Raw genomic sequence first — 20,423 nt, forward strand, 5'->3', positions numbered from 1 at the left:
GGACGGATCGGTTCCCATCTGTTTCCGACCAGTTCCGAACCGGCCCGCGAGACCTGAGAGAATGGTGAGCATGGCCTCTGACCGACCCCGTGTGCTCTCCGGAATCCAGCCCACCGCAGGCTCGTTCCACCTCGGCAACTACCTCGGCGCCGTCCGCCAGTGGGTGGCGCTCCAGGAGACCCACGACGCGTTCTACATGGTCGTCGACCTGCACGCGATCACGATTCCGCAGGACCCGGCCGAGCTGCGCGCCAACACCCGGCTCGCCGCCGCCCAGCTCCTCGCGGCCGGCCTCGACCCCGAGCGCTGCACGCTCTTCGTCCAGAGCCATGTCCCCGAGCACGCCCAGCTCGCCTGGATCATGAACTGCCTCACCGGCTTCGGCGAGGCGTCCCGCATGACCCAGTTCAAGGACAAGTCCGCCAAGCAGGGCGCGGAGCGGGCGTCGGTCGGCCTGTTCACGTACCCGATCCTCCAGGTCGCGGACATCCTGCTGTACCAGGCCAACGAGGTCCCGGTCGGCGAGGACCAGCGCCAGCACATCGAGCTCACCCGCGACCTCGCCGAGCGCTTCAACGGCCGCTTCGGCGCGACCTTCACCGTCCCGAAGCCGTACATCCTCAAGGAGACGGCGAAGATCTACGACCTCCAGGACCCGTCGATCAAGATGAGCAAGTCGGCGTCCACGCCGAAGGGCCTCATCAACCTCCTCGACGAGCCCAAGGCCACCGCCAAGAAGGTCAAGAGCGCGGTCACCGACACCGACACCGTCATCCGCTACGACGCCGAGAACAAGCCCGGTGTCAGCAACCTGCTCACCGTCTACTCGACCCTCACGGGGACGGGAATCGCGGAACTGGAGCAGAAGTACGACGGCAAGGGCTACGGTGCGCTCAAGACGGACCTCGCCGAGGTCATGGTCGAGTTCGTGACGCCCTTCCGGGAGCGCACCCAGCAGTACCTGGACGACCCGGAGACGCTGGACTCGATCCTGGCCAAGGGAGCGGAGAAGGCGCGCGCCGTCGCCGCGGAGACGCTCTCCCAGGCGTACGACAAGGTGGGCTTCCTGCCCGCCAAGCACTGAGTCCGCACCACGGCACGGCCGAAATGCGGCCGTGCCACCGCACAGCGCTGCACATCACTACGGTTGCGCCTGCCCGCAGCACAGTCGTGGCCGTACAGTCGATAGCCGGGCGGCCGCGCGGGCGGCCGCTCACGCTCACCAACAGGGCACGAGCTCACTCACACCAAGGCGAGCTTCTCGCGATGGACGAGCTCACGAGAGAGACGACAGGAGACGACGTGGGGACCGTAACGATCGGCGTGTCGATCGCGGTCCCGGAGCCTCACGGCAGCCTGCTCCAGGAGCGGCGCGCGGGCTTCGGCGACGCCGCGGCTCACGGCATCCCCACGCACGTCACGCTGCTGCCGCCGACAGAGGTCGACTCCTCGCTGCTGACCGCGATCGAGGCCCACCTCGTCGAGGTCGCGGCGGCCGGGCGGCCCTTCTCGATGCGGCTGTCGGGCACCGGGACCTTCCGCCCCCTGTCGCCGGTCGTCTTCGTCCAGGTCGTCGAGGGCGCCGAGGCCTGCACCTGGTTGCAGAAGCAGGTCCGCGATGCCTCCGGCCCGGTCGCACGCGAACTGCAGTTCCCCTACCACCCGCATGTCACGGTCGCCCACGGCATCGACGAGGAGTCGATGGACCGCGCCTTCGAGGAGCTCGCCGACTACGAGGCCCACTGGCCCTGCACCGGCTTCTCCCTCTACGAACAGGGTGCCGACGGCGTCTGGCGCAAGCTGCGGGACTACGCGTTCGGAGGCGCGGTCGTACCGCCGCAGGCAGGGCGTGCGGAGCGCGGGTCGATCCCGGCGGGGTAGCTCCGCAGGGTGCGCAGGGCGGATGGGTGCCAGGTCGTGCCGTCCGGTCGACCGCGACTCCGTCGTGGCTGATCGCGCCCACGCGCGCAGTCGCGAATCAATCCATCCCCGCGCCCCTGCGAGGCGCCGCTGCGTCGCGGCATCCCTATACCGGCAGTCGACGGAACAGTCCCCTCGGCGCATGCCGCAGCGCCGACATCACCAGCCTGAGCGCGCCCGGCACCCACACCGTCTCCGAGCGGCGGCGCAGACCCACCTCGATCGCCGTCGCGACCGCTTCCGGGGTGGTCGCGAGCGGCGATTCCTCCAGGCCGGCGGTCATCTTCGAGCGCACGAATCCGGGGCGTACGACCATGACGTGGACGCCGGTGCCGTGCAGGGCGTCGCCCAGGCCCTGGGCGAAGGTGTCGAGGCCTGCCTTGCTGGAGCCGTAGATGAAGTTGGCCCGGCGGGCCCGCTCACCGGCGACGGACGACAGGACGACCAGTGAGCCGTGGCCCTGGGACTGGAGCGCGCCGGCGCTGACCAGGGCCGCGGACACGGCGCCCGTGTAGTTGGTCTGCGCGACCCGCACCGCGCTGAGCGGTTCGCGTTCGTCGCGTGCCTGGTCGCCGAGGATCCCGAAGGCGAGCAGCACCATGTCGATGTCGCCCTCCGCGAAGACCTTGCCGAGCACCGTCTCGTGGCTCTCGGGGTCCAGCGCGTCGAAGGCCACCGTGCGTACGTCGGCCCCCAGGGCGCGCAGATCGGCCGCGGACTGCTCCAGGGCGGGCGACGGGCGGCCCGCCAGCCACACCGTGCGGGTACGGCGCGCGATCAGGCGCCGTGCGGTGGCCAGCGCGATCTCGGACGTACCGCCGAGGACGAGCAGGGACTGGGGGATGCCGAAGGCGTCCTTCACGACAGCTCCTAGAGGTCTGAGAGGCCGGGGGAACCGGTTGCCGGGTGCTACAGGCCGAGGCGGCGGGCGAGGTCGGAGACGAACACCCCGCGCGGGTCGGTCTCCGCGCGCAGGGCACGGAACTCCTCCAGGCGCGGGTACATCGTGGCGAGCAGTTCGGGCCGCAGCCGGGAGTCCTTGGCGAGGTAGACGCGTCCGCCCGCCGAGGCGACCTCCTCGTCGAGTGCGTCCAGGAGGGCGCCGAGCCCGGGCAGGCCGGCCGGGATGTCCAGGGCCAGCGTCCAGCCGGGCACCGGGAAGGAGAGCCAGCCGGGGTCGGCGTCCCCGAAGCGCTTGAGGACCGCCAGGAAGGACGGGCAACGGTGATCGGAGACGCGCCGCACGATGGCGCGCAGGGTCTCCTCCTGGCCGTGTCCGACGACGAACTGGTACTGCACGAAGCCGCCCCGGCCGTAGATCCGGTTCCAGTGGGGCACTCCGTCCAGCGGATGGAAGAACCGGGTGAGCCTCTGGAGTTCGCCGGTACGCACGCGTGGCGCCCTGCGGTACCAGAGCTCGTTGAACCAGCCCACGGTACGGCGGCTCAGCAGGCCCTGCGGGAGGACGGCGGGCGGGGCGGGCAGGCGGGCCGGGCGGAAGGCGAGCGGGTCCCTACGCGCGCGTGTGCCCTCGCCGAGCGCCTCCAGGGGAGCGTGGTCGCCGCGGGTCAGCACCGCGCGCCCCATCGCCCCGCCGCGCGCCAGCAGGTCGATCCAGGCGACCGAGTAGCGGTAGTGGTCGTCGGTGGCGGCCAGGCGGGCCAGCAGGTCGTCGAGGTCCCGCGCGCGCTCGGTGTCGACCGACATCAGCGAGGTCGTCACCGGCTGGAGCTGGATCGTCGCGGTGAGGATCACGCCGGTCAGGCCCATGCCGCCGGTGGTCGCGTCGAACAGGGGCGTGCCGCGGCCGACGGCGCGGACCTCGCCGTCGGCGGTGAGGAGTTCCATCGACAGCACGTGGCGCGAGAAGGAGCCCGAGACGTGGTGGTTCTTGCCGTGGATGTCGGCTCCGATCGCGCCGCCGACCGTCACATAGCGGGTGCCGGGCGTCACCGGCACGAACCAGCCGAGCGGGAGCAGCACCTGCATCAGCCGGTGCAGGGAGACCCCGGCGTCGCACAGCACGATGCCGCTCTCGGCGTCGATCGCGTGCACACGGTCCAGGCCCGTCATGTCCAGCACCGTGCCCCCGGCGTTCTGCGCCGCGTCCCCGTACGCCCGCCCCAGGCCCCTCGGGATGCCTCCGCGGGCCCCGCAGCCCCGGACGGCCGTCGCGGCCTCCTCGTACGTCCTGGGGCGGATCAGGCGGGCGTTGGTGGGGGCGGTGCGGCCCCATCCGCAGACGGAGACGGTGTCGGCAGGCATGTCGGCGACCGTAGCGTCCGTATGCCGCCTATCAGTTCTGAAACATTCCTCCTCTCCCCAAAATGGGTGATTAATGGGATGTCGCCCAATATTGTCGTAGTTCCGGCTCGGTCGGCGTGAACAGTGAGTCCACATGGACCACCTCGACGACATGGAGCACCGAAGCCTTCGGGGCGTGGACCGACGCATCCTCTCGGCGGTCCACGCCCGCGGCCGTGACCCGCGTGTCGCCGCCGCCGCGCACGCCCTGTCCTGGGCGGGCGAGCACGGTGCGCTGTGGCTGGCGGTGGGCCTCGCCGGGGCCGCCGCGGACGGTCGGCGACGCGGCGCCTGGATGCGCGGCACGGCGCTCACCGCGGGCGCGCACCTCGTCAGCATGGGGGTGAAAAGGCTGGTGCGCCGCCCGCGCCCGGCGCATGTCGAACCGCGGGTGCACACCCTCGGCCGGCACTCCTTCCCCAGCTCCCACGCGGCATCCGCCACGGCCGCCGCGGTCGCCTTCGGCACGCTCGGCGCGTACGCGATGGCCCCGCTGGCCACCGCGATGTGTCTGTCACGTCTGGTCGTCGGCGTGCACTACCCCTCGGACGTGGCGGCGGGCGCGGCGCTGGGAGCACTCACCGCGCGCGTGGGGGCGGGCTGGATGCGCAGAGGGGAGAGGCGCGCCCATGCCTGAGACCGCGCACCTGACGAGTGCCGCGCGCATCCGGGAAGCCGCCCTCCACCAGCAGCGCACGCCCCCGCGCCGCGCCGCGCCACCGCCGCGCAAACGCGGCCCCGGCCCGCTGCTGCGCGGCCTCGCCCTTACCGCGCGCCCCAAGCAGTGGGTCAAGAACGTCCTGGTCATCGCGGCCCCGGCCGCCGCCGGCCGGCTCTTCTCCACCCACGCGGCGATCCAACTCGCCCTCGTCTTCACGCTCTTCACCGCCTGCGCCGCCGCGGTCTACCTGATCAACGACGCGCGCGACGCCGAAGCGGACCGCGCCCACCCGACCAAGCGGAACCGCCCGGTCGCCGCCGGACAGGTCCCCGTACCGCTCGCGTACGCCGTCGGAGGCGTCCTCGCCGTCCTCGCGCCGGCCGCCGCCGCCCGGCTGACCTCGCCCCTCGTCGCGGCCCTGCTCACGGCGTACCTCGGCATGCAACTGGCGTACTGCGTCAGCCTCAAGCACGTCCTGGTCGTCGACCTCGCCGTCGTCACGACGGGGTTCCTCATGCGGGCGATGGCCGGCGGGCTCGCGCTCGGCATCCCGCTGTCGCGGTGGTTCCTGATCACGACCGGGTTCGGGGCGCTGTTCATGGTGTCGGCCAAGCGCTACTCCGAGGCCGTGCAGATGGAGGGGAAAGCGGGCGCCACGCGCGCGTTGCTCACCGAGTACACCGCCGGATATCTGCGCTTCGTATGGCAGTTGGCGGCCGGTGCCGCCGTCCTCGGCTACTGCCTGTGGGCCCTGGAGGAGGGCGGTGTCCCGTACACCGGGCTGCTGCCCTGGCGCCAGTTGTCCATGGTCGCCTTCACCCTCGCGATCCTGCGCTACGCCGTGTTCGCCGACCGCGGCACGGCGGACGAACCGGAGGAGGTCGTCCTGCGCGACCGCGCGCTCGCCGTCATCGGGGTGGTGTGGCTGGCGATGTACGGCCTGGCGGTGGCCAATTGGTAGGCACGCGCGCGTGACCCGCAACGAAGTTCTCGCCTTCGCCGCCGTCGGTCTCCTCGCCTACGCCGTCGACCTCGCCCTGTTCACCTGCCTGCGCGGCCCCGCCGCCCTCGACCCCCTCACGGCGAAGGCCGTCTCCTTCGTGGCCGGCTGCACGGTCGCGTACGCCGGGAACGCGCTCGGCACCTACCGCCACACCCACCGCCGGGGCCTGCGCCCCTACGCCGTGTTCTTCGCGGTGAACGCCGCCGGAGCGGTCGTGCAACTGCTGTGCCTCACCGTGAGCCACTACGGCCTCGGGTTCACCTCTCAGCGGGCCGATACCGTCTCGGGAGCGGGAATCGGCATGGCGCTGGCTACAGTCCTGCGGTTTTGGGGCACTCGGACATTGGTCTTCGGTGCGGAGGGCAGAGTCGGATCATGGACTGGCTGAAGAAACTTCCCGTCGTCGGGTCCGCGGTGACCCGGCTGATGGCCACGCACGCGTGGCGGTCGTACGAGCGCATGGACCGGGTGAAGTGGACACGGCTGGCCGCCGCGATGACCTTCACCAGCTTCATCGCGCTGTTCCCGCTGCTCACACTGGCCGCGGCGATCGCCGCCGCGACGCTCAGCCAGGCGCAGCAGGACGAACTCGAGGACAAGCTCGCCGACCAGGTGCCCGGCATCGCCGACCAGCTCAACATCAGCGGCCTGGTCCAGAACGCCGGCACGGTCGGACTCATCGCGGGCGCCCTTCTGCTGTTCACCGGCATCGGCTGGGTCACCTCCACGCGCGAGTGCCTGCGCGCGGTGTGGGAGCTGCCCGACCCCGAGGAGAACCCCCTCCTGCGCAAGGTCAAGGACGCGGGCGTCCTGGTCGGCTTCGGCGGCGCCGTGCTCGTGACGATCGCGGCGTCCACCGTCGCCTCGGCCCTGGTCGGCTGGATCACCCGGCAGATGGGCCTCGACGAGGGCGGCTGGGGCGGGGTCCTGCTGCAGATCGCCGCGTTCCTGGTCGCCGTCCTCGCGAACTTCCTGCTGCTGCTCTACGTCCTGACCCTGCTGCCCGGCGTCGAGCCGCCACGCCGCCGGCTGATCGTGGCCGCGCTGATCGGCGCGATCGGGTTCGAACTGCTGAAGCTGCTGCTCAGCGGCTATATGCAGGGCGTGGCCACAAAGAGCATGTACGGCGCGTTCGGCGTGCCGGTCGCCCTGCTGCTGTGGATCAACTTCACCGCGAAGCTGGTGGTGTTCTGCGCCGCATGGACGGCGACGGGGAACAAGGAGACCGAGGTCGAGGCCGCGGACGAGGACGACAGCGAGGACTCGGCGCCCGGATCACAGGATTCGGCAGCCGGAACCGAGGGCCCGGCCGCCGAATCCGTGAAACCGGGTGTCAGGAGCGGCCCCGGCGGCGCACCAGGTCGGGCAGCGGCCAGCGACGGTTGATCAGAAACGCGCCCGCCGCGAGCAGCACCAGCGCCCCGCCGGCGATCCCGAGCGCCACCCCGATGCCGGTCGAACCGCTCGCCGCCGAGGCGCCCACCGCCGACTTCGAGGACTTCTCGCCGTCCCCGGCGCCACCGGCCTGACCGGAGTCGTTCGCGCCAGGCTGCGCGCTGGCCTGCGCCGCGCTCTTCGGCGGCACCAGCTCACCCACCGGCTGCACCTTCCCCGCGGCCTGGAAGCCCCAGTCGAAGAGCCGCGCGGTCTCCTTGTAGACCTCGTTGTGCTCGCTCTTCTCCGGGTTCATGACCGTGACGAGCAGCACCTTGCCGTTGCGCTCGGCCACGCCCGTGAAGGTGGCTCCCGCGTTCGTGGTGTTGCCGTTCTTCACGCCCGCGATGCCCTGGTACACGGGGATGTCGCTGTCCCCGGCCAGCAGCCGGTTGGTGTTCTGGATCTCGAAGGTCTCGCGGACGGACTTGCCCTTCTTCTTCGACGTCGCGCCCGGGAACTTCGCGCTGACCGTCGAGCAGTACTCGCGGAAGTCCTTCTTCTGGAGCCCGGAGCGGGCGATCAGGGTCAGGTCGTACGCCGAGGAGACCTGGTGGGGAGCGTCGTACCCGTCGGGGGACACCGCATTGGTGTCGAGGGCCTGGAGCTCCTCGGCGTGCGCGTTCATCTCCTTGACGGTGTTGTCGATTCCGCCGTTCATCTTCGACAGCACGTGCACGGCGTCGTTGCCGGAGCGAAGGAAGACCCCGAGCCACAGATCGTGGACGCTGTAGGTCTCGCCCTCCTTTATCCCGACCATGCTGGAGCCGGCACCGATGTCCGCGAGGTCGGACGGCTCGACCTTGTGCTCGACGCTCTTGGGGAACTTCGGCAGCACCGTGTCGGCGAACAGCATCTTCATGGTGCTCGCGGGCGGCAGCCGCCAGTGCGCGTTGTGCGCGGCCAGCACGTCGCCGGACTCGGCGTCGGCGATGACCCAGGAGCGCGCGGTGAGATCCTTGGGCAGTACGGGGACGCCGCTCGCGAGGTTCACCTGCGTGCCGGCCTGCCCCAGCCGCTCGCCGCCCACGGTCGACATGCCCGCGGGGGGAGTGGCCGAAGGGCTCGTACTCGGTGTCGGCTTGGGGGCCGCGTGGGAGACGGGCGCGGTCAGCGCGAGGGACGACACGACGGCGGAAGCGACCAGCAGGGCTCGCCTGGTGGTCTTCTTTGGTGCGGGCACGACGGAGAACGTACATGCCGTCGCCACGGAAGTCCCGCTTCTGTCCCCACCCCGCCCGGAGGACCCGACGCGCGGCGTTGATACTGAACTCATGAAGCTCAGCCGCCCCATCTCCTGGTTCCTGCTCGCCTTCGGGGTGTGGAGCTGGGTCATCTGGGTCACTTTCGTCAAAAATTTGATCAAGGACAGCAGCGGGCTGGCGTTCGACGACGGTCACCCGACGGCGTACTTCTGGGTGCACTTGGTGCTCGCCGTCGTCTCCTTCGTATTGGGGACGGTCGTCGGGGTCATTGGGTTGCGTGGAGTGCGCGCACTGCGCCGGATGTCATAGGAACTCGGCCAAGGCTCGGGACGTTCACTCGTCACGCAAGGGAAAGGGAACGTCCGCGTGGTCATCGTCTTCGCGCTCGTCGCGCTGCTTGTGCTGTCCGTCGTGGTGGCGGGCAACTGGTGGGTGTGGCGTCGTCTGTTCCGCGACACGACCCGCGGTCCCGGCTTCGTGCGCCGCGCGGGCGTGGTGGTGATCGCCGGCGGCTGGGCGCTGACGATCGGCGGCCTGGTCGCCGAGCGCACGGGCGCGCCGTTCTGGCTCCAGCAGGTCCTGGCCTGGCCGGGTTTCCTGTGGCTGGCCCTGGCGATGTATCTGCTGCTGGCGCTCCTGGCCGGTGAGGTCGTACGGCCTGTGCTGCGGCGATGGCTCGAACGGCGGGCGCGCGCCGGGCAGGCCGGACCGCGACCGGAACCGGAGCCCGAGCCGGTGCCCGCCGGAGTGGCGACGGCCACACCGCCGACCGCCGATCAGGCGCAGGGGCAGCCGCGCACGCCCGTGTCCGGCGTGCCCGCGGCGGGTCCGGCCGACCCGCCCCCGCCTTCCGCGACCGACCTCACCGCCGACTCCGCGACACCGCCCGGCCCTCTGGCCACCCCCACGCGCCGCCTCTTCGTCTCCCGGGTCATCGCCGGTGCCGCGGCGGCGGCCGCCGTGGGGACCGTGGGTTACGGCACCTACGGCGTTCTGCGGGGTCCGCAGGTCAAGCGGGTCACCGTCCCGCTGGCCAAGCTCCCGCGCGCGGCGCACGGTTACCGGATCGCGGTCGTCAGCGACATCCATCTGGGCCCGGTCCTGGGCCGGGGCTTCGCGCAGAAGGTCGTCGACACCATCAACGGCACCCAGCCCGACCTCATCGCCGTCGTGGGCGACCTGGTGGACGGCAGCGTGAAGGACCTCGGCCCGGCGGCGGCCCCGCTGGCCGGGCTCCGGGCGCGGCACGGCGCGTACTTCGTCACCGGCAATCACGAGTACTTCTCGGGCGCCGAGCAGTGGGTCGAGGAGGTACGCCGCCTGGGCCTGCGCCCGCTGGAGAACGCCCGCACCGAACTGCCCCACTTCGACCTGGCCGGCGTCAACGACATCGCTGGTGAGAGCGAGGGGCAGGGCCCCGACTTCGCAAAGGCCCTCGACGACCGCGACAGAGCACGCGCGTGCGTGCTGCTCGCCCACCAGCCGGTCCAGATCCATGACGCCGTCGACCACGGCGTCGACCTCCAGCTCTCCGGTCACACCCACGGCGGCCAGCTCTGGCCCGGCAACCTCGTCGCGGGCCTGGCGAACCCGACCCTGGCCGGTCTGGAGCGGTACGGCGACACGCAGCTCTACGTCAGCCGCGGCGCGGGCGCCTGGGGTCCGCCCACGCGTGTGGGTGCCGAGTCGGACATCACGGTGATCGAGCTGGCGTCCCGTCAGGCCTGACGCCGCGAACCATTCGGCCCGCCGGACTGCCCCTCGGCCCGGCGGACGCGTCGCCACTGGAAATCTGTGAACAGCCTGTGAAACATGCCGGAAACACCCGTAGGTAAGTTCTTTCTCATGTCGCCAGAATCCTCTTCCCCCTGATGAAAACCGTGTGATTAGGTGTGCGCGCCGCTTAGGGGAGTGGCGCATTCCAAAAGCTCATGCGGGGGCCCGTCGAGGGCCTGGGGAGAGGGCACACCCATGCGTTCGGTTCGCATGCGGATTCTCGCGACGCTGCTCGTGCTGGCGGCCGTGGGAGTGGGCGGCTGGCAGTTGTTGCCGTCGCAGCAGGACGACAGCAGGACCATCACGGTCGGCACGACGGACGGCGTCACGTCGCTGGACCCGGCCGGCGCCTATGACGCCGGTTCCTGGGCGCTGTTCAGCAACGTCTTCCAGTCGTTGCTGACGTTCGAGCCGGGCGGCGTCACACCCGTGCCCGACGCGGCCCAGAGCTGCGGCTTCGAGGGCACCGATCTGCGCACCTACCGCTGCGAACTGCGCGAGGGACTCACCTTCCCGAGCGGGCGCGCCATGACCGGCGAGGACGTCAAGTACTCCTTCGACCGGGTCAAGCGGATCAAGTCGGACGTCGGCCCGTCCGCGCTGCTCGACACGCTCGGCTCGGTGAGCGCGGACGGCCGGACCGTCACCTTCCATCTGTCGTCGCCCGACGCCACGTTCCCGCTCAAGGTGGCCACCGGCGCGGGCGCGATCGTGGACCGCGAGAAGTATCCGGCCAGGGCGCTGCGCTCCGACAACGGTGTCGACGGCACCGGCCCGTACACCCTGACCGGGTACACGAAGGACAAGCAGGCCGCCCTCGCCCCCAACGCGCACTACAAGGGCGCCCTCGGCGGCACCGGCCGCCCGGTCGAACTGCGCTACTACGGCGACGGCGACGCCCTGGAGAAGGCGTGGAAGGACAAGCAGGTCGACGTCGCCACGCGCACCCTGCCGCCCGAGGTCCTCGCCGGCCTGAACGCCTCCGACCCGGGCCGGCGTGTCTCCGAGGCCGACAGCTCCGAGGTCCGCAACCTCTACTTCAACACCCGCAAGGCCTCGCCCCTGCACGACGTGCGGGTCCGGCAGGCCATGGCCTGGCTGATCGACCGTGAGAAGCTCGCCGCGACGGTGTACCGGGGGACCGTCGACCCGCTGTACTCGCTGATCCCGACCGGCATCACCGGCCACACCACGTCGTTCTTCGACGCCTACCCCGAGCTGAGCAAGGCCAAGGCGCGCGCCCTGCTCACCGACGCCGGCGTCGGCCTGCCCGTCCGCTTCACCTACGGCTATGCCACAGGGCGCGGTTCCGGAGCCGAGGAGGCCGCGGAGATCAAGCGGCAGCTCGAGGCGACCGGCCTGTTCAAGGTGACGCTCAAGGGCTACGAGTGGACCGACTTCCAAAAGCGCTGGGCGAGCGGCAAGCTCGACGCCTACGCCGTCGGCTGGGTCGCCGACTTCCCCGACCCGGACACCTACGGGGGCCCGCTCGTCGGCACGAACGGCACCATGAGCACCGGATACAGCGACAAGGCCGTGGACCGGCTGATCACGGCCAGCCAGCAGTACGCGGACCGCGCGGCGGCCACCAAGGACTTCCGCTCGCTTCAGGGGGCCGTGGCCCGCGACGTCCCGGTGATCCCGCTGTGGCAGGCCAAGGAGTACGTCGTCTCCAGCGAGGAGGTCGGCGGCGGCCAGTACCTCTCCGACGGGACCGGTGTCTTCCGGCTCTGGCGTCTCACCTGGATCTGACGCGATCTCGCCGCCCCGACCGCCCATGCGGTGGTGCAGGGGACCACCGGCCGCTGCACCATGTGGGGAAGGTGTGCGGGGGTGAGGAGCAAACGTGTTGAGACGCGACGCCTTCCGGCTGCCCCGGCATCCGGCGTCCGTCGGTCTCGCGCGGCGCCGGGTCCGGGACCATCTGGCCGACTGGGGGCACGGACCGAGGGATCCGGCACTTCAGGACGCGGTGCTGCTCGTCTCCGAGCTGGCCACCAACGTCGTCCGGCACGGGTCCGCCCCGGGCTTTTCGAGCACGGAGCACTTCCGGCCGGAGCGCGAGTTCGAGGTCGCCGTCACCGCGCTCGCCGACGGCTCCTGTCTCATCGAGGTGTCGGACGAGAGCCAACTGGAGCCGCGGCTGCGGGCGGTGGGGGAGTGGGAGGAGGCCGGCCGCGGCCTGCACCTGGTGGAGAACCTGGCCGCCGCGTGGGGGGTGTGGAGCCGGGGCCGGCACGGCAAGACGGTGTGGGCGCTGATCCTCGCCGACGCCGGGCCGTGAGCGGCCGCGTGACGGTTACGACCGTGAAGGCGTCCCCGTCGCCAGGATCACCGTGACGGCCAGCCCCTCACCCGGCGCCGTCCGCACCGCGACCTCGCCGCCGTGCGCGTCCACCACGCCCTGCACGATCGCCATCCCGAGCCCGCTGCCGGCACCCCGGCCGGCCCGGAAGAACCGGTCGAAGATCCGTGCCGCGTCCTCCTCGCCCAGCCCCTGGCCCTTGTCCTCGACACACAGCCGTACGACGCCGTCGGTCCGCTCCAGCCCCAGCCGTACCGGCACATCGGCGGGCGTGTGCGTGCGGACGTTGCTGAGCAGATTGCCCAGCACCTGGCGCAGCCCCGACTCGTCGGCGTGCACGAGCAGCGTGCCGTCGGCATCGACCGTGATCGGCCGCTCGGGCTGCTGCACCCGCAGATCCTCGGCGGACTCGCGCACCAGCCGGCTCAGGTCGACGTTGCGGAAGCGCAGTTCGGGGCGCTGGTCGAGCCGGGCGAGGGTGAGCAGCTCGTCGACGAGCCGGCCCATGCGGTCGACCTCGCCGTTCATCCGGTCCCAGACGCGCTTGCGCTCGCCGGGCTCCGGCAGCATTCCCCGGTCGTAGAGCTGGAGGTAGCCGCGTATCGCGGCCAGCGGGGTGCGCAGCTCGTGGGAGGCGTCCCCGACGAAGCGGCGCAACTGGGCGGCGCTGCGCTCGCGCGTGCGGTACGCCGACTCCACCTGGTGGAGCATGGAGTTGAGGGCCACCCGTAGCTGTTCGACCTCCAGGGTCGGGTCGCTGTTGGAGGGGATGCGCCGGGTCAGATCGCCCTCGGCTATCGCCGACGAGGTCTCCACCATGTCCTCCAGCGGCCGCATCCGGCGGCGCACGCTGAACATGGTCAGACAGCCGAGCAGCGCCAGCAGCAGAGTGCCGACGGCCAGGTCCATCCTGAGCGCCTTGCCCATGCCCTCGTGCAGGCTCTCGGTCGGGACCGCGATCAGCACGATGGTGCCGTCCGACAACCGCGCCCCGACCATGCGGTAGCGGTCGCCCTCGACCCGTACGTCACGCGGATCCTCGTCCGCCGCGAGGGTCACCGGGTCCTTCGCGGCGGCGGCCAGGGCGTGCTGGCGGGCGGTCGGCGTCAGCGGGCCCAGGGCGACCGGCCGCCCGGCGGAGTCGACCGCGACGTACACCATGCTCGGGCTCGGCAGCGGATCCGTGTCGCGGGCGCCGCCGTCGGTGAACTTGTCCAGCGCGATGCCCAGTTCGCTCAGCGACTCGATCTGGCGCAGCGTGAACCCGGCGTTCCCCAGTGTGGCGCGCGCACTCTTCAGCTCGCTGTCGACCTTGTCGAGCAGGTAGAACCGCGCCGTCACCAGGCTGACCGCGGTGGCGACGACGATGCCGACGGCCAGCAGCGCCACGTTCGCCAGGGTCAGCTTGCCGCGCAGGGAGTGGATCGCGCGCGGGCGGCCGACGCGGCAGATCCAGGGGATCCTCATGCCAGTCCGTACCCGACGCCGCGGCGCGTGGTGATCACCGGCGGCCCCAGAGCGTCCAGCTTGCGCCGCAGATAGCTGATGTAGGTCTCCACGACGGTCGACTCGGGCGGCGTGTGTTCGTACTGCCAGACATGGCGCAGGAGCTGGTCCTTGGGCACGATCCGGCCGCCGTTGCGCACCAGGAAGCGCAGCAGGGCGTACTCGGTGGGGGTGAGCTCGACGGTGCGGCCCGCGCGGCGCACCGAGTACGTCGTCTCGTCCAGCTCCAGGTCGCCGTATCTGAGCAGCGGGCGCTGCGGCAGGACGTCGGCGGGGCGGGTGCGGCGCAGTACGGCCGTCAGGCGGGCGACGACCACGTCGACGTCGAACGGCTTGGTGATGTAGTCGTCGCCGAAGCCGAGAGCGCCGACGATCTCGGCGGGCGCGTCGCGGGCGGTGAGGAAGACGAGGGCCAGGTCCGGGCGGCGCTGACGCAGTTCGCGCCCGAGGGCGCGGCCGTCGCCGTCCGGGAGCATGACGTCGAGCAGGGCCACGTCCGGGCGGGTGCGCGCGGCGAGGCTGAGCGCGTCACGGACGGTGCCCGCCGTCATGACCTCGAACCGGTGGTAGCGCAGGGCGATGGCGAGGACGTCCGCGATGGACTCCTCGTCCTCCACCACCAGCACCGTGCCTGAACCCGTCGTCATGCCCCCAGTATCGGCGGGGCCACTGACAACCGGGCCGGTTCTGCTTTGGAGTTCCTTGAGAGTCATGGCCTTCGCATGCCCACGCGTGTGTGCCGCCGCCAATGCTGTTGCCCAGGACCTGGGGGACCGACCGAACCGAATAAGGAGCGTTGAGCGTGGCGGCATTGGCACGGTGGTGCTATCGGCACCGGCTGGTGGTCCTGTTGCTGTGGTTGGGGGCACTGTTCGGCCTGGGCGCGGCGAGCGCCGGCGCCGGGACGAACTACGCGAACGTCTTCTCCCTCCCGGACACGGACTCGGCGACCGCGTACGACCTGATGGAGAAGGCTTTCCCGGAGCGTGCCGGCGACACCGACACGGTGGTGTGGAAGGTGGACGAGGGATCCGTACGGGACGAGTCCGTACGATCCCGGATCGAGCCCGCCCTCCAGGAGATCGGGCGGATGAAGGGGGTCGGTGAGGTCACCGACCCGTACGCGGCACAAGGGGCCGCGCAGATCAGCCGGGACGGGCGCATCGCCTACGCGCAGGTGACCTTCACCGACCAGGCGAACGCCGTCCCCAAGGAGTTGATCGAGGACGTCGTCGACCGGGCGCAGGCCGCCGAACAGGGCGGACTCCAGGTCGAGCTGGGCGGTCAGGCGATCGCCCGCACGCAGGAACCCCCGCAGGGCACCGCGGAGGCGGTCGGCGTCCTCGCGGCGGCCGTCGTGCTGTTCCTCGCCTTCGGCTCGCTGTTCGCGATGCTGCTGCCGATCGTCGTGGCGGTCGCGGGCGTCGGCACCGGCATGATCGCGACGATGCTGATGAGCCATGTCACGGACGTGCCCGAAGTGGCCCCGCTGCTCGGCTCGCTGATCGGCCTGGGCGTCGGCATCGACTACGCCCTGTTCATCGTCACCCGGCACCGGCGCGGCATCCTGCGCGGGATGAAGCCGGAGGAGGCGGCCGTGACCGCCCTCAACACCTCCGGGCGCGCGGTGCTGTTCGCGGGCGGCACCGTGTGCATCGCGCTCGCCGGCATGCTGGTGATGAACATGCGGTTCCTGGACGGCGTGGTCGTCGCGACCTCGCTCACCGTCGTCCTCAGCGTGCTGGCCGCGATCACCCTGCTGCCGGCCCTGCTAGGCCTGCTCGGCATGCGGGTGCTCAGCCGCCGGCAGCGGCGCCGGCTCGCCGCGGCGGGACCGGAGCCGGCCGAGTCGAGCGGGCTCGCGGCGCGCTGGTCGTCGTACGTCCAGCGGCGCCCGCGGCCCGTCGCGGCGATGGCCGTCGTCGTCATGGCGGTCCTCGCGATCCCCGTGCTGTCGCTGCGCCTGGGCGCCACCGACCAGGGCAACCACCAGGAGTCGACCACCACCCGGCAGGCCTACGACCTGCTCGCCGAGGGCTTCGGACCCGGCTTCAACGGCCCGCTCCAGGTGGTCGTCGAGGGCGACGCCCCCACGGGTCTGGTGAACGGCATCCGGTCCGCCGAGGGCGTCGCCCAGGTGGCCGCGGTGCCGCCCGCCAACGGCGTCACGGTGATCCAGGTGGTGCCGACCACCTCACCCCAGTCCGAGCAGACGGACCGGCTGATCGACCGGCTGCGCGACGACGTGATCCCGCAGTCCGGGGCCAAGGCCCATGTCGGCGGTGTGACGGCCGTCTTCAAGGACTTCGCGGCGGTGACGGCGGACCGGCTGCCGTACTTCGTCGCGACGATCATCGCGCTCGGCTTCCTGCTGCTGCTGGTCGCCTTCCGCTCGCTGGTGGTGCCGCTGACGGCCGCGCTGATGAACCTCATCGCGGCGGCCGCCTCCTTCGGCGTCCTGGTGGCGATCTTCCAGTGGGGCTGGGGCACCGAGCTCATCGGCGTCGGCAAGGAGGGCCCGATCACGTCCTTCCTGCCGGTCATCATGCTGTCCCTGCTGTTCGGCCTCTCCATGGACTACCAGGTGTTCCTGGTGAGCCGGATGCACGAGGAGTGGGTGCACACCAAGGACAACGCGCGCGCGGTCCGCGTCGGCCTCGCGGAGACCAGCCGGGTCATCAACTCCGCCGCCCTGATCATGATCTGTGTGTTCAGCGCGTTCGTGCTGAGCGGCGACATGGAGGGCGCGATGGCGGGCATCGGCCTCGCGGCGGCCGTCGCTCTGGACGCCTTCATCCTGCGTACGGCGCTGGTGCCGGCCGCGATGCACATGCTCGGCAACGCCAACTGGTGGCTGCCGGACTGGCTGGAGCGGCGGCTGCCGCATCTGGCGGTCGAACCCAAGGAGGAGCCGGTGGCCGAGGAGCCCGAGCCGGTTCTCGCGGGCCGGACGTCGGTCGTGCACGGCTTCGTCCGCACCGCCGACGGCGCGCCCGTCGAGGGCGCGGCGGTGACGCTGCTGACCAAGGGCGGGCGTGAGCTGGACCGGGTGGTGTCCCTGGCCGACGGCTCGTACATCGTGTCGGTGCCTGCGGCAGGCACGTATCTGCTGGCGACGGCCGCCGAGTCGTACGGGTCCCGGGCCGGGCAGGTCGTCGTGACGGACGGGCCGCTCGTGTACGACGTCGAGCTGGCCGAGGGCGGCGTGGACGCCGTCAACTGACGCTCACCGGAGGCGGTTTCAGGGGCGCTCGTCCTCGGCGGGCGCCCCCTTGCCGGTGTTCTTGCGGGCCGGATCCGGGATGGCGTTCGTCATGCCCGGCAGGAAGTCCGTGAACAGCTCGTGCACCTCGCGCACCAGGGGGCGCAGCACCCGGAACCGGGCCAGTGAGACACCCCGCGCGGTCAGCCTGGCGCCGCGCTCGGCGAGCCGGTAGCTGCGCTCGCGGCCCTTCGTCCGGTCGAAGACCCAGTACAGGACGAGCCCCATCTGGGAGAGCCACATCAGCTCCGGCAGGACGTCCCGGAGCTCCTCGGGCACCTTGGTCTTCGTGGCGCCCGCCAGCACCTCCCGATGGATGTCGATGGCCTCCACGCGCGCGTGCTCCGACTCCGCGGAGAAGGGGCTGAGCGGGCTGTCGGGGTCGGCGGCGTTCTTGAAGAACTGCACCGCGAACTCGTGGTACGGCGTGGCGATGTCCAGCCACACCTTCAGCACTCCGGCGAGCCGCGCCTCCAGGTCGGTCTCGCGGGCCAGGACGTCCCGGATCGCCGCCCGGTGCTCGGCGGCGATCCGGTCGTAGAAGCCCTGGATCAGGTGTTCCTTGCCCTCGAAGTAGTAGTACGCGTTGCCGACGGAGACTCCCGCCTCCTGGGCGATGGCCCGCATCGTCGTCTTGTCGTAGCCGCGTTCCTGGAACAGCCGCATGGCCGTCTCCAGGATCAGGGCACGGGTCTGCTCGGACTTGCTGGGCGCGTCGCCCTGTTCAGGGCTGTCGTTCTTCGAGGGCACGGAACGAGAGCCTAACGAGTGGTGTTTGTGCGGGCCGTCAGGAGGTCTGTGCCGTCTGGTACAGGTTCTGGGCGTCGGCACCGAAGTACGGGCCGTACATCCGGTTCGGCAGGAAGTTGTACTTGAAGCTGTTCACCGAGGACAGCAGGCCGGTGCCCGTGGACTCGTTGAACTGCGTGAACCAGGGGCCGCCGCTGGCGCCGCCCGTCATGTTGCAGTTCATGCCGTGGTCGTTCGACAGCAGGAAGTCCCGGTTGGTGGTCCCGCTGCAGTAGATGAACTTCTCGCCGTCGTACGGGGCGGCGGCCGGGAAGCCGAACGAGTACATGCGCAGGTTGTAGCCGGTGTTGAAGGCCAGCCCCTGCCCGCCGACGACGTCCGTGAGGAGCTTGCCGTCCAGCGGGGCGACGACGGCGGCGCCGACGTCGTAGTTAATGTCCTCGCTCGCCGTCCACTGAGGTGTGGACAGGGTCTTCGACGCGCTCCAGCGGCCGTAGGGGGCCTGCCCGTCGTGGTAGCCGGGCACGAAGACCCAGTTGGTGTGCCAGGCGCCCTCCAGCTTCACGCAGTGGCCGGCCGTGATCACGGTGCTCTTGTTGTTGCTGGTGACGGCGTTGCCGGAGCAGGACGCCGTACGGCCCTGGTAGCTGAAGAACACGCGGCCCGCCGTGGAGACGACCGCACCGCCGCCGGTCCACTGGCCGCCGGCGTTCGGGAAAGCCATCAGGCCGATGTCGGCGACGGCCTTGCCGACCGCCGCGGTGGCGGAGGTGGGCGCGACCGTGGTCGCCGTGCCCTTGCGGGGCGCTACGCCACCGTCGATGTGGCCGTTGACGCCGACCAGGTCGAGCGGGGCCGCCGCCCGCATCCGCTCGGGTGTCCAGAAGTCGCGGGCCTGCTGCTGCGCTCCGGCCGGGACCGGGCTGACGGCGGTGGAGGTGTCGGGCTTCGGCGCGGCGCCCGCCGGTGTGGCGAGGGCGCCCGCGGTGAGCAGCGCGGTGACGCCGATCAGGGCGCCGAGAGCGGGGCGGGGTATGCGGATGACGCGGGGTATGCCTCTCACGCGTACTCCTTCTGCGATGGGGGGACCGGGCGACCAGGTGGCCGCCCGGCAACCGACAGTCGGTGCGAGTGCGGAGTGGAGAACCGGGGGCAGCGTGCCAACCCGAGCGCGGTTTTGGAAGGGTGCATGCCAGAACCCGGGTTCTGAGGAGCGCCGTTCAGGCCGGGTCGGCCCCATTTGTCGCCACTCTCAGCGCGAGGTGGCGCAACTTCCGTCGTCGCACCCCGGCGGGTTGTACGTCCACCCCCAACTCGGGTCGTACGACCACCCGTCCCCGCGCCGGTAGGCCCGCCCGCCCCACTTGCCGTCGCTCCGTTTCGTCCCGCCCCACTGCGCCCCGCGCCACTTCGCGGCGGCGAGCACGGCCCCCTTGGCGAGCCGCGTCCCGGACGGGGTGCTGAGGCGATGCGCGAGTCCCCTGTGCTCGCGCAGCGCCCACAGCGTGACGATCCAGGCGGCGCCGCCGCGGTAGACCTGCCCGGCGTCGCCGACGACGGTGATCTCGTCGAGCGTCGCGCCGTGGTCCAGGCCGGGGAAGCGCCGCCGGGCCTCCTCGGACCCGGCCGGCACCATCTCCAGCGGCACCAACTGCGGCTGCCGTACCAGCCAGTCGCGCAGGAAGGTGCACAACGAGCACTGGGCGTCGTACAGGACGACGAGGCCGCGGACCGCGACCCCTGCCGCCCTGCCGCCCGTCGGGTCGGCCGTCATGCCGGGCCCCGCTCAGGCCCCGGCCGGCGGGGCGACCCAGTCCTGCGGCGCGACCGGGGGCACCTGCTCGCGCTCCATCACCCCGCGCCGCCGGATCTTGTTGAGCACGTAGACGTTGCCCAGGTGCATCACGCCGAGCACCAGAAGCACCACGCCGAGCTTGGTCGACAGGGCCTCGAAGATGCCGCGGGTGTCGAGGACGGTGTCGTCGTCGCTCAGATACAGCGCGACGAAACCGAGGTTGACGAGATAGAAGCCGACCACCAGCAGGTGGTTCACGGCGTCGGCGAGCTTCTCGTTCCCGCGCAGCACGTCGGCGAGGAAGATCCTCCCGTTGTGGCTGAGAGTGCGGGCCACCCAGACGGTCAGGGCGATGCTGACGACCAGGTAGATGACGTAGGCGATGACCGTGCGGTCCATGGCCTCCCCCTTCTTGAACGCGTTCAAAACGCTGACAGGGATGACTGTAGGCCCTGCCTTTGAACATGTTCAACTCAATAGGGGTGAGGCCTCCGTCACGTCC

20 protein-coding genes are annotated in these 20,423 nt (G+C 71.2%); 11 read left to right on the plus strand and 9 right to left on the minus strand.

All coding sequences use genetic code 11. From position 1 onward, the window contains the following. Nucleotides 1–70 precede the first annotated feature (70 nt). Both trpS and ACZ69Q_RS39860 read left to right on the plus strand, forming a co-directional pair. On the plus strand, nucleotides 71–1,084 hold the full coding sequence (gene trpS, locus ACZ69Q_RS39855) for a tryptophan--tRNA ligase (protein ID WP_471052260.1): 1,014 nt from the start codon (nucleotides 71–73) through the stop codon (nucleotides 1,082–1,084). Between the two features lie 218 nt (nucleotides 1,085–1,302). Further along, nucleotides 1,303–1,881, plus strand: coding sequence for a 2'-5' RNA ligase family protein (locus ACZ69Q_RS39860; protein ID WP_471052263.1), 579 nt, complete (start codon nucleotides 1,303–1,305; stop codon nucleotides 1,879–1,881). A 145-nt stretch (nucleotides 1,882–2,026) separates the two neighbouring features. Here ACZ69Q_RS39860 and ACZ69Q_RS39865 read toward each other — a convergent pair whose 3' ends face one another. Both ACZ69Q_RS39865 and ACZ69Q_RS39870 read right to left on the minus strand, forming a co-directional pair. Further along, nucleotides 2,027–2,782 (minus strand): decaprenylphospho-beta-D-erythro-pentofuranosid-2-ulose 2-reductase, encoded by a 756-nt coding sequence (locus ACZ69Q_RS39865; protein ID WP_471052266.1) that lies wholly within the window; start codon nucleotides 2,780–2,782, stop codon nucleotides 2,027–2,029. Nucleotides 2,783–2,829: 47 nt separating this feature from the next. Continuing rightward, entirely contained in the window at nucleotides 2,830–4,185 is a 1,356-nt protein-coding gene (locus ACZ69Q_RS39870; RefSeq protein ID WP_471052269.1) for an FAD-binding oxidoreductase, read from the minus strand. A 133-nt stretch (nucleotides 4,186–4,318) separates the two neighbouring features. Here ACZ69Q_RS39870 and ACZ69Q_RS39875 point away from each other — a divergent pair, with 133 nt between their 5' ends. Genes ACZ69Q_RS39875 through ACZ69Q_RS39890 form a run of 4 tightly spaced genes read left to right on the plus strand, consistent with a single transcriptional unit; the run spans nucleotide 4,319 to nucleotide 7,274 of the window. Beyond that, a complete protein-coding gene (locus ACZ69Q_RS39875) occupies nucleotides 4,319–4,861 on the plus strand; it encodes a phosphatase PAP2 family protein (RefSeq protein ID WP_471052271.1) in 543 nt (180 codons plus the stop codon). Then, a complete protein-coding gene (locus ACZ69Q_RS39880) occupies nucleotides 4,854–5,846 on the plus strand; it encodes a decaprenyl-phosphate phosphoribosyltransferase (RefSeq protein WP_471052274.1) in 993 nt (330 codons plus the stop codon). Before ACZ69Q_RS39875 ends, ACZ69Q_RS39880 begins: the two co-directional genes overlap by 8 nt. Continuing rightward, nucleotides 5,839–6,276: a GtrA family protein gene (locus ACZ69Q_RS39885; protein ID WP_471052454.1), complete on the plus strand. Its 438-nt coding sequence runs from the start codon at nucleotides 5,839–5,841 to the stop codon at nucleotides 6,274–6,276. Before ACZ69Q_RS39880 ends, ACZ69Q_RS39885 begins: the two co-directional genes overlap by 8 nt. Next, a complete protein-coding gene (locus ACZ69Q_RS39890) occupies nucleotides 6,264–7,274 on the plus strand; it encodes a YihY/virulence factor BrkB family protein (protein ID WP_471052277.1) in 1,011 nt (336 codons plus the stop codon). Before ACZ69Q_RS39885 ends, ACZ69Q_RS39890 begins: the two co-directional genes overlap by 13 nt. Here the strand turns inward: ACZ69Q_RS39890 and ACZ69Q_RS39895 are convergent. Further along, nucleotides 7,222–8,505, minus strand: coding sequence for a D-alanyl-D-alanine carboxypeptidase family protein (locus ACZ69Q_RS39895; protein ID WP_471052280.1), 1,284 nt, complete (start codon nucleotides 8,503–8,505; stop codon nucleotides 7,222–7,224). The genes ACZ69Q_RS39890 and ACZ69Q_RS39895 overlap by 53 nt on opposite strands. Nucleotides 8,506–8,596: 91 nt before the next feature. Between ACZ69Q_RS39895 and ACZ69Q_RS39900 the strand changes: the two genes are divergently transcribed. The 4 genes from ACZ69Q_RS39900 to ACZ69Q_RS39915 all read left to right on the plus strand — a co-directional run bounded on the left by ACZ69Q_RS39900 (nucleotide 8,597) and on the right by ACZ69Q_RS39915 (nucleotide 12,587). Beyond that, entirely contained in the window at nucleotides 8,597–8,836 is a 240-nt protein-coding gene (locus tag ACZ69Q_RS39900) for an SCO4848 family membrane protein (protein ID WP_471052283.1), read from the plus strand. Nucleotides 8,837–8,893: 57 nt separating this feature from the next. Then, nucleotides 8,894–10,255: a metallophosphoesterase gene (locus ACZ69Q_RS39905; RefSeq protein WP_471052286.1), complete on the plus strand. Its 1,362-nt coding sequence runs from the start codon at nucleotides 8,894–8,896 to the stop codon at nucleotides 10,253–10,255. A 243-nt stretch (nucleotides 10,256–10,498) separates the two neighbouring features. Continuing rightward, on the plus strand, nucleotides 10,499–12,055 hold the full coding sequence (locus ACZ69Q_RS39910) for an ABC transporter substrate-binding protein (protein WP_471052289.1): 1,557 nt from the start codon (nucleotides 10,499–10,501) through the stop codon (nucleotides 12,053–12,055). A 94-nt stretch (nucleotides 12,056–12,149) separates the two neighbouring features. Further along, nucleotides 12,150–12,587 carry an ATP-binding protein gene (locus tag ACZ69Q_RS39915; RefSeq protein ID WP_471052292.1) on the plus strand — a complete coding sequence of 146 codons (438 nt, stop codon included), beginning with the start codon at nucleotides 12,150–12,152 and terminating at the stop codon, nucleotides 12,585–12,587. Between the two features lie 15 nt (nucleotides 12,588–12,602). Here ACZ69Q_RS39915 and ACZ69Q_RS39920 read toward each other — a convergent pair whose 3' ends face one another. Both ACZ69Q_RS39920 and ACZ69Q_RS39925 read right to left on the minus strand, forming a co-directional pair. Next, nucleotides 12,603–14,075 carry a sensor histidine kinase gene (locus tag ACZ69Q_RS39920; protein ID WP_471052295.1) on the minus strand — a complete coding sequence of 491 codons (1,473 nt, stop codon included), beginning with the start codon at nucleotides 14,073–14,075 and terminating at the stop codon, nucleotides 12,603–12,605. Next, a complete protein-coding gene (locus tag ACZ69Q_RS39925) occupies nucleotides 14,072–14,761 on the minus strand; it encodes a response regulator transcription factor (protein ID WP_471052298.1) in 690 nt (229 codons plus the stop codon). Before ACZ69Q_RS39925 ends, ACZ69Q_RS39920 begins: the two co-directional genes overlap by 4 nt. A 164-nt stretch (nucleotides 14,762–14,925) precedes the next feature. Between ACZ69Q_RS39925 and ACZ69Q_RS39930 the strand changes: the two genes are divergently transcribed. Further along, nucleotides 14,926–17,337, plus strand: a complete 2,412-nt coding sequence (locus ACZ69Q_RS39930; protein WP_471052456.1) for an MMPL family transporter — start codon at nucleotides 14,926–14,928, stop codon at nucleotides 17,335–17,337. Between the two features lie 18 nt (nucleotides 17,338–17,355). On the opposite strand, the gene ACZ69Q_RS39935 is transcribed toward ACZ69Q_RS39930, so the two are convergent. From ACZ69Q_RS39935 to ACZ69Q_RS39950, 4 genes are all read right to left on the minus strand, one after another. Continuing rightward, nucleotides 17,356–18,126 (minus strand): TetR family transcriptional regulator, encoded by a 771-nt coding sequence (locus ACZ69Q_RS39935; RefSeq protein ID WP_471052301.1) that lies wholly within the window; start codon nucleotides 18,124–18,126, stop codon nucleotides 17,356–17,358. 37 nt (nucleotides 18,127–18,163) lie between these two features. Continuing rightward, on the minus strand, nucleotides 18,164–19,189 hold the full coding sequence (locus tag ACZ69Q_RS39940; protein ID WP_471052304.1) for a trypsin-like serine peptidase: 1,026 nt from the start codon (nucleotides 19,187–19,189) through the stop codon (nucleotides 18,164–18,166). 189 nt (nucleotides 19,190–19,378) lie between these two features. Further along, the gene (locus ACZ69Q_RS39945) at nucleotides 19,379–19,900 is read right to left on the minus strand and encodes a thiol-disulfide oxidoreductase DCC family protein (RefSeq protein ID WP_471052307.1); all 522 of its coding nucleotides are present in this window, start codon (nucleotides 19,898–19,900) and stop codon (nucleotides 19,379–19,381) included. 12 nt (nucleotides 19,901–19,912) lie between these two features. Further along, nucleotides 19,913–20,320: a hypothetical protein gene (locus tag ACZ69Q_RS39950; protein ID WP_471052309.1), complete on the minus strand. Its 408-nt coding sequence runs from the start codon at nucleotides 20,318–20,320 to the stop codon at nucleotides 19,913–19,915. Between the last annotated feature and the right edge of the window lie 103 nt (nucleotides 20,321–20,423).

It is taken from the genome of Streptomyces sp. NPDC036764 (assembly GCF_055609385.1).

Bases quoted from the DNA above. Each gene is read 5' to 3' on its own strand.
- trpS (WP_471052260.1), top strand. From the start codon at position 71: ATGGCCTCTGACCGACCCCGTGTGCTCTCCGGAATCCAGCCCACCGCA.
- ACZ69Q_RS39870 (WP_471052269.1), bottom strand. From the start codon at position 4,185: ATGCCTGCCGACACCGTCTCCGTCTGCGGATGGGGCCGCACCGCCCCC.
- ACZ69Q_RS39875 (WP_471052271.1), top strand. From the start codon at position 4,319: ATGGACCACCTCGACGACATGGAGCACCGAAGCCTTCGGGGCGTGGAC.
- ACZ69Q_RS39880 (WP_471052274.1), top strand. From the start codon at position 4,854: ATGCCTGAGACCGCGCACCTGACGAGTGCCGCGCGCATCCGGGAAGCC.
- ACZ69Q_RS39890 (WP_471052277.1), top strand. From the start codon at position 6,264: ATGGACTGGCTGAAGAAACTTCCCGTCGTCGGGTCCGCGGTGACCCGG.
- ACZ69Q_RS39900 (WP_471052283.1), top strand. From the start codon at position 8,597: ATGAAGCTCAGCCGCCCCATCTCCTGGTTCCTGCTCGCCTTCGGGGTG.
- ACZ69Q_RS39910 (WP_471052289.1), top strand. From the start codon at position 10,499: ATGCGTTCGGTTCGCATGCGGATTCTCGCGACGCTGCTCGTGCTGGCG.
- ACZ69Q_RS39920 (WP_471052295.1), bottom strand. From the start codon at position 14,075: ATGAGGATCCCCTGGATCTGCCGCGTCGGCCGCCCGCGCGCGATCCAC.
- ACZ69Q_RS39925 (WP_471052298.1), bottom strand. From the start codon at position 14,761: ATGACGACGGGTTCAGGCACGGTGCTGGTGGTGGAGGACGAGGAGTCC.
- ACZ69Q_RS39945 (WP_471052307.1), bottom strand. From the start codon at position 19,900: ATGACGGCCGACCCGACGGGCGGCAGGGCGGCAGGGGTCGCGGTCCGC.
- ACZ69Q_RS39950 (WP_471052309.1), bottom strand. From the start codon at position 20,320: ATGGACCGCACGGTCATCGCCTACGTCATCTACCTGGTCGTCAGCATC.